The organism is Methylocystis sp. MJC1 (assembly GCF_026427715.1).
Lineage (GTDB): Bacteria > Pseudomonadota > Alphaproteobacteria > Rhizobiales > Beijerinckiaceae > Methylocystis.
In genome coordinates, this window is the sequence record NZ_CP107561.1 from 74215 (window position 1) to 87467 (window position 13253).

General features: G+C 62.5%; 11 protein-coding genes. 8 read left to right on the plus strand and 3 right to left on the minus strand.

The features are described from left to right. Positions 1-284: 284 nt before the first annotated feature. Positions 285-3260: an LPD7 domain-containing protein gene (locus tag OGR47_RS21530; RefSeq protein ID WP_165050505.1), complete on the minus strand. Its 2976-nt coding sequence runs from the start codon at positions 3258-3260 to the stop codon at positions 285-287. Continuing rightward, positions 3257-3661, minus strand: a complete 405-nt coding sequence (mobC, locus tag OGR47_RS21535; protein ID WP_165050502.1) for a plasmid mobilization relaxosome protein MobC — start codon at positions 3659-3661, stop codon at positions 3257-3259. Before mobC ends, OGR47_RS21530 begins: the two co-directional genes overlap by 4 nt. Before the next feature lie 456 nt (positions 3662-4117). Here mobC and OGR47_RS21540 point away from each other — a divergent pair, with 456 nt between their 5' ends. The 3 genes from OGR47_RS21540 to OGR47_RS21550 are packed head-to-tail and all read left to right on the plus strand — an operon-like array spanning position 4118 to position 5812. Beyond that, positions 4118-4699, plus strand: coding sequence for a hypothetical protein (locus tag OGR47_RS21540; RefSeq protein ID WP_165050500.1), 582 nt, complete (start codon positions 4118-4120; stop codon positions 4697-4699). An 11-nt stretch (positions 4700-4710) separates the two neighbouring features. Continuing rightward, positions 4711-5397, plus strand: a complete 687-nt coding sequence (locus OGR47_RS21545; protein ID WP_165050498.1) for a P-loop NTPase — start codon at positions 4711-4713, stop codon at positions 5395-5397. After that, positions 5390-5812 (plus strand): hypothetical protein, encoded by a 423-nt coding sequence (locus OGR47_RS21550; RefSeq protein WP_165050496.1) that lies wholly within the window; start codon positions 5390-5392, stop codon positions 5810-5812. Before OGR47_RS21545 ends, OGR47_RS21550 begins: the two co-directional genes overlap by 8 nt. Before the next feature lie 134 nt (positions 5813-5946). Here OGR47_RS21550 and OGR47_RS21555 read toward each other — a convergent pair whose 3' ends face one another. Further along, positions 5947-6573, minus strand: coding sequence for a cation diffusion facilitator family transporter (locus OGR47_RS21555; protein WP_267270107.1), 627 nt, complete (start codon positions 6571-6573; stop codon positions 5947-5949). A 489-nt stretch (positions 6574-7062) separates the two neighbouring features. Here OGR47_RS21555 and OGR47_RS21560 point away from each other — a divergent pair, with 489 nt between their 5' ends. The 5 genes from OGR47_RS21560 to OGR47_RS21580 all read left to right on the plus strand — a co-directional run bounded on the left by OGR47_RS21560 (position 7063) and on the right by OGR47_RS21580 (position 13141). Beyond that, the gene (locus tag OGR47_RS21560) at positions 7063-7785 is read left to right on the plus strand and encodes a hypothetical protein (RefSeq protein ID WP_165050492.1); all 723 of its coding nucleotides are present in this window, start codon (positions 7063-7065) and stop codon (positions 7783-7785) included. A 73-nt stretch (positions 7786-7858) separates the two neighbouring features. Then, complete coding sequence (locus OGR47_RS21565; RefSeq protein WP_267270108.1) at positions 7859-8554, plus strand: CHASE3 domain-containing protein; 696 nt, start codon at positions 7859-7861, stop codon at positions 8552-8554. A gap of 235 nt (positions 8555-8789) precedes the next feature. Further along, positions 8790-10298: a sensor histidine kinase gene (locus OGR47_RS21570; protein WP_165050488.1), complete on the plus strand. Its 1509-nt coding sequence runs from the start codon at positions 8790-8792 to the stop codon at positions 10296-10298. Beyond that, positions 10283-11668 (plus strand): sigma-54-dependent transcriptional regulator, encoded by a 1386-nt coding sequence (locus OGR47_RS21575; RefSeq protein ID WP_165050486.1) that lies wholly within the window; start codon positions 10283-10285, stop codon positions 11666-11668. The genes OGR47_RS21570 and OGR47_RS21575 overlap by 16 nt, the downstream gene beginning before the upstream one ends. A 120-nt stretch (positions 11669-11788) precedes the next feature. Then, positions 11789-13141 (plus strand): MFS transporter, encoded by a 1353-nt coding sequence (locus tag OGR47_RS21580; protein WP_165050484.1) that lies wholly within the window; start codon positions 11789-11791, stop codon positions 13139-13141. Positions 13142-13253: the final 112 nt, after the last annotated feature.

The window sequence follows — 13253 nt, forward strand, 5'->3', positions numbered from 1 at the left end:
GGCGCTTGGGCTACGGGTAAGAGCCAAGGCGCCGCCGCTCTTGCGAATATGAAGCAGCGCGCGAAGGTCCGCAAATGGCGCAATTGGCAGGTCCGGCGGCAAACGCGTCACAGCATTGAGGGGCCCAGCCGGCGCCGAAGGCGTTCCAACGAAATGTGCTGCAAGTCATCATTGAAATCCTCGCCTCGCGACACCACGGACAGGCAAGGGAACCGTGTCCTCGGCGATATTAGGCGCATGCGCGACCGCTCGGCAGGCCTTGACTGGCGTAAGGCTCGTGGCAGCTACATGGACTCGCCTTCCGCTTCGTCGCGATCCTGACGGCGCTCTTCTTGGCGAAAGCGTTCGGCGTTCTCCGCGTCGATGCGTTTCTGCTCGTCGCGATTGGCGTGATCGAGCACGCGGCGCTGTTCAAAGCGAAGGGCCTGAATAGCCTCGCTTTGCGCGGGGTCTGCGGGGATTTCGCGAGCGGGACTGTTGTCTGCGGCCCGCTCCGCTTCGCGTGCCGCGCGGGCTTCCTCTGGAGCGCGGTAAGGCGCTCCTTCGGTTCCGGTGGCGGCGTTGGCTTCGTGAGCTTCCCTCGCGCGTGCTGCCTGGCGGGTTTCTCGTTCCGCCTCGACGTCGACGCGCTCGCGGATGCTATTGAGCTCGATCGCGCGCTCCGCTGGCGTCGTGTTGAGGATTGGTTGGTCGACGGGGCCTTGACGTTGTTCGCCAACAGGCGAGACAGATTTCGCCGGCGCATCCGTCTCTGTGTTTCCGGGTTTTTCTTTCCCCTCGGTCACGGTCGCGCGCAGCGCTTCGATCTCGGTGCGCAGCTCGCGAATGCGGCCTTGCAGTTCCGGGTTCGTGATTTTGTAGCCGTGCTCAGCCGCAAGTCGGACGGCGGTTTCCTTGTATTCGTCGCTTCCGCTGACGCTTATCGTTTCCCATTTTTGAGAAGCGAGCCTCAGAGCCGCATTGACACTCTCTCTGTTGCTCCAGTCGCGAACGTCTAGCTGTTTGCCGCTGTCTATGAACGCGAGAGTCTGGAACGCGCCGCTTTCACGATCGTGGCGGTTGTAATGGATCTCCGTTCCCTTTTTCTCGTTGGTGAACAGAGCGCCGACGCTTTGCGGCTCGGGTTCGACGAAGCGGTCGCCCTCGATCTGTCCAGGGTTTCGGTCCAGTCGTCCTTGCTCCTTCGTGGCAGCCTCGGCGCGATCAAGAATATCGCGCGAGCGACGCAGAAGGTCGTCCTTGACGGCTCCCTCGGGGAGATAGTCGCCAAGACGGGCCATAGCGCCGGCCATGTTTCGTTTGGCGGCGCCCATCGTTTCTGCTGTTCGCACGGTTTTATCCTCCGAGAGTATGTTGCGTTGCTGCTCTTCGCGCGTTGTCAGCGCGGCCTCGGCGCGGCGTTGGAACGGCAAGATGGCGGTTTCTTCGATTCCGCTCACTGGCTCGCGCAGTAAGCTGAGGGCAGGCGGAACGACGAAGACTTTAGCCGGCTGCTGGCGCGACGGACGAAGCTCCGAAATGCGGTCCGCCGGGACGTCCAAGTAAACGAGCCGCGAAGGTCCGCCTTTTGCGGCATAGGCTTCTGCAAGCGCGCGATCGACGGAAAAGAGAGGCGCGCGATGGGAGCCCTCATTCGCCGCTTCGGCGCGGTAGAGCCGCACGGCGCCGGCTGCGAGCGGCGGAAGGACGACCGCTTGGCGAGCGGCCAATGATTTCCAATGAGAAGCCGCTTCGGCGGCGCGGCGCCGGCCCTCCTCGCGCGTGGGCTGATGAATTTCGCGGTTCTGAACGCGCTCGACGCGGCGCCGGATGCTTTCCGGCGCAATGCCGCGCTCGATCATCTTCGCGTCCTTGAGCTTATAGGCGGGCGCGTGAGCCTGATCGAAGCGACGAACGGCCTCCATAGAGATGTGACGTTCGCGCGCTTCCTCGGCGAGCGTTTGACGCCAACGGTTGAAATCCTGGATCCCCGGATGCAGCTTTTCGCCTGTAGCGCTGGCGAGCCTCACCGCGGCATGGACATGAATATGCCGCCTGTTCGTGTGCATGACGAATACATATTCGTGTCCCTTGAACTCGCGCGCGAGCGTCGCCCGTGCGGCGTCCATGAAAGCCTCTTTGTCGGTCCCTGGCTTCGCGCTCAAGATCACATGCGCGAAATCCCGCGGACTGCTCGATCTCATGGCGGGGCGCCAGGTCTTGGCGATCTCGAGCGCCGGGTTGAAAGTCTTTGGCTTCGGACGGTTCGCGTTGCTCGGCTGCTTCACGAAGTGGCGATCGGCGGCTTCTCGCAAACTTATGCCGGTGTCGGTCTCCGCCGGCAGTTCGCCAGCTTTGGTGAGCACTGCAAGCTGGGTCGTCGCTCCCTCGACGCCATGCGCCCAAACCGGCGCCGAGAGATCGACATCGCGGCCGAAGGCGTCCTCGATCTTGTCGTGAAAGCGATCGATTGATTTCTCGTTCGCGTAGATGCGCTCTTTCTTTGCATATTGGTCTTTGCGCGCGCCGGCGGCCACAGTGACGAGATGGATCGCAGTCGAGTCGGCGCGCTGCTCGATCCTCCAGGCATAACGATGCGCGTCGAGGGCGACTGCGAGCCCCGCCCGCGCCGCCTTGAGATCGAGACCGCCCTCGAAGGTGAGCGTAACGCGAAAGACATCCTTCGAAGGCTCGCGCGCGTCGTCTTCGCGCCAGTGAGCGGCGAGATCGTCGACAGCGGCCTTGCCGGTGACCAGCGTTCCATCCTCGCGCTCGAGGGTAAGCTGGCCTTTGTCGCTTTGGTAGTTGAGGAGCGACGCGGCGCGCGCGCTCCCCGAGCCGTAGCTCGCGAGCTTCACGACGGCGGCCTGCGCGCCGGCGGCGAGGCCGGCCTTCGCAGCGATTGCGGGAGAGACGCCGGAGGGCCGAGAGGAGGGAGCAGCGGAGCCGCCGGGAGCGGCTCCGCCTTCCGGACGAGCGCTTGGCGCAGGGTCGGCCGCGATTCCGCCGCGTCCGCTTCCCGGCCGGCGCATGGCCCATTCGTCTTCTTTGCTTTCGCCAGCGGCGCGCGACGGCGCGCGTGGCCCCGTATAGGGCAGACCGCTCGCAGGGGTTCGCGCCAATTGAGACGAGCGGGCAGGGGCGGGGCGCGCCGCTTCCAGAAGCGTCTCAGAGTCCACGGCCTCGAGCAGCGCTTGTCGCTCGCGAAAGTCCCTGGCGCCTCTGATCCGGCGCAAGCGCTCGGACAGAGGGCGCAGGTCGTAAGCGGCAAGATCAATCATTTCGAGCGCCCGCCGACGGCGGCTTCAGTTCGTCGATAGGATTTGACACAGAGCGACCGGTAGAGGCGATCGAGCTCGCCGACCGCGCGGCTCACCGCCTCCAGGTGCCCGTTCATATCTTCGCTCTGGATCACATGACCCGCGTTCATGTGATGAACGGCCTGATTGAGATTGTTGCCGACGGCGCGCATTTGCCTCGTGAGCGCAATGACCTCGGCGCGCGCCTCACCCGTGAACGTCGGGCCCAACAGCGCGGCAGACCTCGCCAGGCGCCGCAAGGCTTCGCTCGGCGTCACCCCAAGAGAGTCACAAAATTCCCCGAAGAGCGCGTGCTCTTCCTCGGACATGCGCACGCTGCGCGTCACGGCCTTTCGGCGGGAACCGGTCTGCTGGTCCGTCATGTCTCAGGTCTGCCGCGAGGGTTCGGTTTGGCCAAAGCCAAACTGCCGGACCCGATGATAGCCCGCCCGGCGAGGGCACACAAGAAAATGTGCTACATTTTCGGTATCCTGCCAAGACTAAAACAACATACGTCACTCACATATACTCACGTTTCATTCATTACCTCGCGATTTCACAGCATATCATATTGATGCACTATTTTTATGAGTTTGCAGCGTTCTCACCCGTTTCTTCCCGCATTCTACCTTCGTTGCATCGCGCATGCGCACAATCTCTGCGAATTGCGCTCTATTTCTCCAAAATTGCGTCCCTTCGCATATGTATCCACGCGAATCTCCATCAGAACCGCCGAATCTCACTCGAATCCCACACGTTGCAAGCGTTTGCGCGGCGTTCTCTGTCGCATCTCGCCGATTTTCAGGGTTTCCCATTCATTTCCACGGCTTCTCATTCAAATGAGTGAGATTGCGCCCGACTACCCGCATCGCAGCCGGCCACGCGTCGTTGCAGCCATCGCCATTTTATTATATTTTGCGCGCATGGGCTTCGAGGACCACCAGGAACGGCTGAAGCGACGGCTGGACGCCGCCCCCAAACGGGAGCGCGCCCCACGCGTCGCCTCGCTCCTGCGCGCCATGCGCGACGAGATCGCGGCGGTCGCCGAGGAAAAAAACCTGTCCTACAAGGACATACAACAGATGCTCGCCGCCGACGGGCTGGCCGTCTCCATCTCGACCTTGAGCCGCCATCTCGGCGCGAAACGTAAGGGGAGGGAGAGGGATCGGACGGCGGCGACGAACGCGACGAACGCGACCTATAAACCTTCGCCGCCGGAGGCCGAACAGCGCTCCAGGCCGCCAGAGATCGCGCCTACGAACGCCGGAAAGAGAACGGCGGGTGGCGAAGGTCGTCCGATTCCTCCAATGCCCAGCCCATTTCCTTCCACGATTGGCGCGACGAAGCCCGAGGGGCCGCCGGATGCGACCGTCCCGCGCGCGTCATCTTTCCCAATCCGGCGAGACCGTGAACGAATCTAGGAGCGCGAGCGATGAGCAAGGCGATTTACGTGGTGGGCGGAAGCAAGGGTGGGGTGGGCAAATCGCTCGTCACCATGGGCCTCGTCCACAATCTCACCCAAAGAGGCGAGGAGGTTTTCGTCATCGACGCAGACACTTCGAACCCCGACGTGTTCAAGTCATATGAGAACGAGGTCGTCTGCGAGCTCGTGAATTTGGACGAGGCGGACGGATGGATCCGCTTCGTGAACATCTGCGACGAATACAAGGGCAGCAGCGTCGTCGTGAACACGGCGGCGCGCAACAACGTAGGGGTCGCGGCATATGGTCGAACACTCAGCCAGTCCCTTGAGGAGCTCGAGCGCCAGCTGGTGACGCTCTGGGTGATCAATCGTCAGCGCGACAGCCTGGAGCTGCTGCAGGACTACATCGACGCGATTCCGAACTCGACGGTGCACGTCTTGAAGAACGGGTACTTCGGAGCCGATTCGAAATTCGAGCTCTATAACGGCTCCGAGGTGAAATCCTCGGTCGAGAAGCAGGGTGGCCGTTCCCTGCTGTTTCCCGACATGGCCGATCGCGTGAGCGACGATCTCTACAGCAATCGCTTGAGCATCGCGCGCGCCTGGCAAACGATGCCGATCGGCAATCGCGCCGAGCTGCGCCGCTGGCTCGAAGAGGTGAGCAAGGTGTTCGCGCCAGTCGTCGATAATGAATGAGACCACTGCGCCGCTGTCGAGCTTCGAGCGCATGCTGGGGCGCGCCACGACCGAGCGCGAGCGCGACCAGCTGCGACGAGTTCAAGCGGAGCTGGATCTGCGCGAAAATGACGCGCTTTGGCTCGTGATCTTCGCTCTCCAGTACTACGAGGGGCTCTACCGGCAATTTCCGAAGGCGATTGCGGCGGAAGCGCAGCGCGTTCTTTCGGAAACGCGCGCGACCGCCGAGGCGACTATTCGGGCGGGCGCGGAATCGGCCAAAGCGGACTTGGCGAAAGCGATCGCGATTACGGCAAGAGAGGTGGCGCGGGATGTCGCGCGGCGGCAAATGATTCAATGGCTTGTCGTTGGAATGCTTCTGGGCGCGGGGCTCTTGGGCGCGGGAATATTTATCGGCGCCCACAGCGGAATTTGAAGCGGCGTTGTGCCTGACCGCGGCGAGTCGAAGGCAATCATTATGTTGCAGAGCGTCGGACGGAGCGAAAAACTGACAGGGGGTACGCTCACGAGAGCGTGCCTCCAAGCTGGAACAAACCACAGGCGGCGAGGCTAGTCGTGCTTGCAACATTCTTCGCCCGTCAACGCCTCACGTCCCTCCTTCACGACGAACCAAACAATCGCCAGCGAGGTCGCGGCGTCCACCCACCACGCGCCAAGTAGAAGGTCGGCAACGAGTCCGATCACCACAACCAACGACAGCCAGCCGCAAGTGATGCTCTCGACGGCATCTGCTCGCATTGCCCGGCTGCCAAGTTGGGTCGCTATCTTGAGCTTGCGCCGCGAGAGCAATGTCATGATGGGGATTGCCAGCAGCGCGACAATCAGTCCGGGGAGGGAAAAAGCCTCGCCGTGTCGCGTCCACAAGCTCCAAATGGCTCCGGCAACGATGTAAGCGGCCAATCCGAAGAGCAGGCCTCCGCCAATCTTGCTGGCGAGGTGCTCAGAGCGCTCGGAAAAAGCCTGCCCGTGTCGCAATTCGACGTTTAGACGCCAGATGAGAACACAAGCCGACGCCAACTCGATCACGCTATCGAGCCCGAAGGCGGTAAGTGTAAGGCTTCCCGCCGCTACACCGGCCGTGATTGCGACGACACCCTCGACCACCATCCATGTAACCGTAAGCCATTCGAGGCGGAAGGCTTGCCGGATAAGCGAGGCGCGATCCGGCGCGGGCAACGCCGTTAAAGCGCCTGAGCCGCTGCAAGAATCTCTACAGGTCTCCATGCCCGCATTCTACCCGAGGGGAGTCTTCTCGCCTAAGGCCCAATATGAAAACTCGCGGGCTCGCCCCTCCGCGTTCCATAAATGCCGCTTCCCCGAATCGCGCTTGTCGGGTGCAAGACAGAAATGGCGCTCTGCCTCCATAGTTGAAATGTCACGGCCTAGCTCCCCGGAGCTCGCAGGTTCGATCGGCGCGCCGCAGCCTTTCCTTCAGCGCAGCCGCGCTGTTCGAACGAACCAGAAGCTTCTCCCAAGCTTTGGCCCAACTTGCATGCGGCAAATTGCTGCTGTCCGCTCGACGGACACCAAATGTCATAAAGGCGGACGACTTTTCGAAAAGCGGCTCTCAGAACTCGAAGTAGATCAATATGTTCGTTGCTGGCACGTCCTATGCGCGGTGGGGCTCCAAGAAACCCTCAAACCGAGGGAGACAGGAGCACTGCCATGAATAAAACTCTGCGTTTTATTCTCGTCAGCGGAACGGCTCTGGTGGGCGTCACCAGCGCCAATCTCGCTGCCGCTCAACCGGCGCCGCCCCAGCCTTCAGGACCGCCCGGCGCCGTCACGCCGGCTATTCCGCCGCGTCCGGCGGGTCCGGTCTCCGATCTGCAACAGCTGCCGGAGACCCGAGGCACGGTGCAGCGTTTCACTTTGGCGCCGCGAGGCGAACTCGATGGTTTCTTGCTCGCGGACGGCACCCAGGTGCATCTGCCGCCCCATCTCTCCGCCCAACTCGCTGCCGCGGTTCGGCCCGGCGACGCGGTCTCGGTGCGAGGCTATCGCTCCGCGGCGGCGCCACTCATTGTCGCTGTCGCAGTTACGGACACTGCGACCAACCAGTCGGTGGTTGATCGCGGGCCGCCCACTCCTGGCCTCGTGCCACCCCCGCCTCCCGGCGTTGCGAGCCCCGGCGCTCAGCAGACTACGCTGACCGGCAAGGTTCAAGCGTCCCTTTACGGTCCAGCTGGCGACCTCAATGGGGCGGCTCTCGATGACGGCGTCATCGTTCGTCTTCCGCCGCCGACAGCCTATCAATACGCTAGCCTGCTGACGCCGGGCCAAATAATCACGGTGCAAGGCTGGGTGCTCAGCACCGCCTATGGCCGGGTCGTCGACGCACAAGCAATCAATCCGGCCTCGGGCGGCGCGACGGCGCCCGGTCGCTGATTGCAGTTAGCCCTGAAGGCGCCGGCAAGTCGGCGCCTTCTTTATCTCGTCATTAAAACCGCGGAGCGCCCAGATGTGGACGCAAATCGGCAAAGCGGTCTTGAAACGGGTGATGCTGGCGGTCCTACCGCTCGCGCTTGTCGTGACGCTGGGCGGCTACCTCTCGTATCGCTACAACACGGCCCTTAAAGACAATCGAGACCTTGTGGTCCATACCCACAAGGTCATTTCCGCAATCGAACGCGCCCTCAGCGACATCCAAGACGCCGAGACTGGGCAGCGCGGCTTCATCATTACGGGTGAGGAAACATATCTCGCTCCGTATGAACACGCCTTACAAACGATCCCCAATTCGTTGCGAGAAGTTCGGAGCCTCGTCCTGGATCGTTCCGAGCAACTCGTTCGCTTGGATGCCCTCGAAATCGTCGTAAGCAAAAAGCTCGATGAGCTTAGCGCAACGATCCTGCTGCGGAGCGAGTCGGGCTTCGAGGCGGCGCGCGCAGCCGTTGTGAAAGCCGCAGGCAAGGAATCGATGGACCGCATTCGCTTCCTGGCGGCCCAAATGAGCTCGGTTGAAACAGATTTGCTTGCCGAAAGGACAAGCGTCGTCGCGCGCAACGAACAGACTATTCTCTGGTTAGCACTCTTTTTCGCCGTGGCGTCCGTCGCAACCCGCGTGTTGGTCGCGTTTGCGTCTGCTCGCGCGGAGCGCCACGAAAGCGTCGCAACCGATCTCGATCCGGGAAAGGGAGCGACAAGCGCAGTTTGATCTGCCCGAGGGGCGACAAGACAATATCAATTCGGCGGGTCCGGCGGATTGTCGAATTGAGCGAATTGGCGCAGCGCCCGTGACCCGGCTGTCCGCGAACAGCGGAGGTTGATGGCGGCGGCGATTGCGCTCTTCACTTCCGCGGCGGTCGCTTATGTTGGCTACTGGTATGAGCCTCGCGTAAAAAGACCGTTCAAAAATGGGCGGGGAGTGATGCGCTTGCCGGGATGAAAAGATGCGCTCTCAAATCACAGCCCTTGTGCAAAAAGGCTTGCCGCGTTCGATCGTGGGGTGGTTTGTCGTTTGCTGGGCGGCGTTTCTTTTAGCCTCAATTTTGGTCGGCGGGCTCCTGTGGTCGCTGTATCGCCAATCTACTACCGACCAGCTGCGTCGCGCATCCGCCGCAGTGGCATATGGCTGCGACGCCATCGCCGCTGGATATAGCTCCCTCATCGCCGATCCATCTCGGGCGCCCGATGTCGCGACTCCGGCGCTTGAGAAGGACCTAGCCGTTGTCGTCAAGATGGCGCTACGCGACCTTGACGGCGTAGAAGGTGGCGTCTGGAAAATGGATCAGGGTTCGGTTGCTTACGCCTTCCCTACCTATGAGGGGACGGGCGAAAAAACTGACGTGCCGCAAGCGGAACAGGCGAGCATTCGAGAAGCCTCCGAATTCGCTGCGCTCCACAGAGCGCCTTACGATCATCGTCAGGATGGACGCGCTCAGACGCTGCTGCTGCGCGGCTGCCCCTTACCGGGAGCTACTTCAAATCTCTCAGCCTGGACAATGACGCGTGTCGCGACGGTCGGAGGGCGGGCGTACGGCCAGGCGATGACCGGGCTCGGCATACTCTTGGCCGTCCTGCTCGGCTCCGCCGCGGGGCTCGGTCATGTGTTGCTTGGTTGGTCGCGCCGCTTGCGCAGTCTCGAAAAGGCCCTCGCCTCCAGCGCGGATGAGCTCCCCACGCTCGAAGCCACCGGCCAACGCGACCTCGACCGCATCGTCGAGGCGATCAATCGCGCTGGGGCTCGCCTGTCAGAGGCAAGATCGACCGCCAAAGCGCTGACGCAGCAAATGGCTGAAGCCAAACGTCTTGCAACGCTTGGGCGGGTCGTGGCGGGCGTCGCTCATGAGATTCGCAATCCAATCGCCGCAATGCGGCTCAAAGCTGAAAACGCCGTCGCTGCCGGCCCTGATCTCGCTCGCAAAGATCGAGCATTGGAGGCGATCGTCGAACAAATCGGGCGATTGGAGGCGCTGTTGCAGAACCTCTTGAGCTCGATCCAACAAGCGCCGCCACAGCCGATGCTGGTGACGGATATTTCCGCCTTCCTCACGGGGCGTGCGGATCTGTTCAGCGAGCAGGCGGCTGCACATGGCGTCGCGCTCGAAACCAGAAGCTGCGAGACCGGAGCGGTATTCGACCCCAAGCGCATGGCTCAAGCAATCGACAACCTCATCCTCAATGCGATCCAGAACAGCCCGACCGGAGGCCATGTGCTCCTCCACGCGGAACGGACTGAGGATCAGCTGGTTTTTTCAGTGGCCGACAGCGGCCGTGGTGTGCCCGAAGTGCTGCGAGATCATATGTTCGAGCCGTTTACGACGGGCCGCGCGGAGGGCACGGGTCTGGGGCTCGCCATCGTACGGGAGGTTGCGGAGGCGCACGGCGGCGCCGCGCGCGTTATTCACCGCCGGGACGGAACGACTTTCATTGTGGAGCTGCCATGGCGAACGTCCTGATCATAGAAGACGACCAGGCGCTACGGGAAAGTCTCGCCGAGACGCTGAGGGAGTTCGGACACCGCGCGATCGAGGCCGCCAGTGGGCGCCTCGGCCTCGATATCTCGACACGCGAGCGAATTGACGCCGTCCTGCTCGACCTCCGCATGCCGGGCATGGATGGTCTCGAAGTGCTTCGACGCTTACGCGCCGATCGCGTCGAGACCCCACCAGTCGCGATTCTGACCGCCTACGCCACCTCGGCCAATACGATCGAGGCGATGCGTCTCGGCGCATTCGACCACTTGACCAAACCCATTGGGCGCGACGACCTTTTCTCGCTCATCTCGCGCATGCTCGCGACGCGCGCCTCGAGCGACCATGTCCCCGCACCCTTGGCGGCCGGCGACGACGAACTGATTGGGCCGAGCGCCGCCATGCGCAGTGTCGAGAAGACGATCGGTCTCGTCGCCGATAGCGATGCCACGGTGCTCATCACTGGCGAAACAGGAACCGGAAAGGAGATTGTCGCCCGCGCCGTCCATCGCCATGGACGGCGCAGCGCTGGCCCCTTCATCGCCGTGAACTGCGCCGCGATCCCGGCGGAGCTGCTCGAGAGCGAGCTGTTCGGCCATGCGCGTGGCGCCTTCACCGGCGCAATCGCCGAGCGCCGCGGCGCTTTCCGCGACGCGGACAAGGGCACGTTGTTCCTCGACGAAATCGGCGACATGGACATCGCCGTGCAGGCGAAAATTCTGAGGGCGCTTCAGGAACGAATCGTCACGCCTGTCGGCGGCCGCGCGGTTCGCGTCGACGTGCGCGTCCTCGCCGCGACGAACAAGGATCTCCCGACAGCTGTCCAGACCGGACGCTTCCGCGAAGACCTGTTTTATCGTCTGAACGTTGTGCCGATCCATCTCCCGCCGTTGCGCGAACGGCTCGCCGACATTTTGCCACTTGCCGAGCACTTCCTGCGGCAGGCGACCGCGCCGCCAAAGCGATTGGCCTCTGACGCCGCAGCGCGCCTCCTGGCTTACTCTTGGCCCGGCAACATCCGCGAACTCAAGAACGCGGTCGAACGCGTTGCGATTCTCTGCCGCGGCGACGCGATCGCTTCGTCTGACTTCGACTTCCTCGCCACCAAGTCGAGCGCCCATTCCGGCGCGCTGGACTTTGCGCAGGGCGATCTACCGACAGCGATCTCTCGGTTGGAGCGATACATGATCACCAGAGCGCTTCAGGAAGCCGACGGCAACCGAACCGAAGCCGCGCGTCGCCTCGGCATTCATCGCCAGTTGCTCTACTCCAAGGCGCAGAAGTTCGGCATCGACATCGGTGAAGCGTCCGAATATCAGACAGGCGCCGTCGCCAAACCCGACAAGCCGCGCTGACGAATGGCAAAGAATATCATTTAAAATCAGCTTTGTATCCGTGGCACGCACTGTGCTCAGCTGATCCCAGAGCCTCCAGAAGTAAGGGCAGAGGGCTCAAGCGAACATTGGCGTACCGCGATGAAACCATTTCGACACGACGTCATCGGCAGCGAGCATGAACCGTCTGTAATCTTTCACCGTGACGCGAAGCGTCCGCAGCCCGCGCGCTCGACCGAAATATCCGCTGTTCAAACGACGGCCACGGGCCCAAGCCGCAGCCGGACGGCGCTTGACTGGCTCAACTTCCTGCTCGCGGACGTGCAGGGAGGAGTAGGGCCCTTTCTCGCGATCTACCTATGGTCGAACCAGGGATGGGACGCGACGCATGTCGGCATCGTCATGACCGTCGCGGGAATCGCGACCGTGGCGATGCGCGCTCCCGCGGGAGCGCTCATCGACTGGACGTTCCGCAAACGTGCGCTGATTGTCGCCGCAACGGGAATCGTGGGAGCTGGCGCGATCGTCCTCAGCCTTTTCCCCTCGTTCTGGCCAGCGGCGGCGGCGCAGGCGTTGATCGGCGCCTGCGACGCGGTGTTCCCTCCTGCTCTCGCGGCGATCAGCCTCGGGCTGGTCGGCAGACAGGCTTTCACTGGACGCGTCGGCCGCAACGAAGCCTTCAATCATGCCGGCAACGCCTTCACGGCGATCGGGGCAGGGCTTGCCGGCTATCTGATCGCGCCCGCCGCCGTATTGTGGCTCGTGGCGCTGTTCGCGGCGCTGAGCGCTGGCGCCGCGCTCCTTATCGAACCGCATGAGATTGATCATGCGTTGGCGCGCGGCCTGGATGACAACCGTAGCGGCGAGGAGATCGGAAAGCGTCCCAGCGGCCTGCGCGTCATTTTCGAGTGCAAACCGCTGCTGATCTTTACGGCGGCGATCACTTTGTTCCATTTCGCCAACGCCGCCATGCTTCCGCTCGTTGGCGAGCGTTTGAGCCTAGGACACAGGGACTCAGGATCCTTGTTCATCGCCGCCTGCATCATCGCAGCGCAAATCGTTATGGTTCCAATGGCGATTCTGGTCGGCGCCAAGAGCGACGCCATTGGCCGCAAGCCGCTCTTTCTTCTTGGCTTCGCCGCTTTGCCGATCCGCGGTGTCCTTTATACGCTCGCGGACGATCCCTCTTATCTCGTTTCAATTCAGTTGCTCGACGGCGTTGGCGCGGGTCTGTTCGGCGCGCTTTTTCCGCTCGTTGTCGCCGATCTGACCAAGGGAACCGGCCATTACAATCTAGCGCTCGGCGCCTCTGGCGCGGCCTGGGGTCTTGGAGCCGCGCTCAGCAATTCGGTCGCGGGCTTCATCGTCGACAAAGCAGGTTTTAACGCCGCGTTCCTGTTTCTCGCCGGGGCGGCGACGCTCGCGCTCCTGCTGTTCTGGTTCGCTGTCCCGGAAACCGGCGGGCGAGCAAATCGAGAAAAGACAGGATCATGACGCCAGACGCGCTGCAAAATCGAACCTCAATCAAAGCGCGGGCTCCGCGCCAAGAAGATGCCAATCCATCTTTGCGGGGAAGACTTGGAACGGCGCTCGCAGCGACTCTGAT

Bases quoted from the DNA above. Each gene is read 5' to 3' on its own strand.
- mobC (WP_165050502.1), bottom strand. From the start codon at position 3,661: ATGACGGACCAGCAGACCGGTTCCCGCCGAAAGGCCGTGACGCGCAGC.
- OGR47_RS21545 (WP_165050498.1), top strand. From the start codon at position 4,711: ATGAGCAAGGCGATTTACGTGGTGGGCGGAAGCAAGGGTGGGGTGGGC.
- OGR47_RS21570 (WP_165050488.1), top strand. From the start codon at position 8,790: ATGCGCTCTCAAATCACAGCCCTTGTGCAAAAAGGCTTGCCGCGTTCG.
- OGR47_RS21580 (WP_165050484.1), top strand. From the start codon at position 11,789: ATGAAACCATTTCGACACGACGTCATCGGCAGCGAGCATGAACCGTCT.
- OGR47_RS21530 (WP_165050505.1), bottom strand. From the start codon at position 3,260: ATGATTGATCTTGCCGCTTACGACCTGCGCCCTCTGTCCGAGCGCTTG.
- OGR47_RS21565 (WP_267270108.1), top strand. From the start codon at position 7,859: ATGTGGACGCAAATCGGCAAAGCGGTCTTGAAACGGGTGATGCTGGCG.
- OGR47_RS21550 (WP_165050496.1), top strand. From the start codon at position 5,390: ATGAATGAGACCACTGCGCCGCTGTCGAGCTTCGAGCGCATGCTGGGG.
- OGR47_RS21575 (WP_165050486.1), top strand. From the start codon at position 10,283: ATGGCGAACGTCCTGATCATAGAAGACGACCAGGCGCTACGGGAAAGT.
- OGR47_RS21540 (WP_165050500.1), top strand. From the start codon at position 4,118: ATGAGTGAGATTGCGCCCGACTACCCGCATCGCAGCCGGCCACGCGTC.
- OGR47_RS21560 (WP_165050492.1), top strand. From the start codon at position 7,063: ATGAATAAAACTCTGCGTTTTATTCTCGTCAGCGGAACGGCTCTGGTG.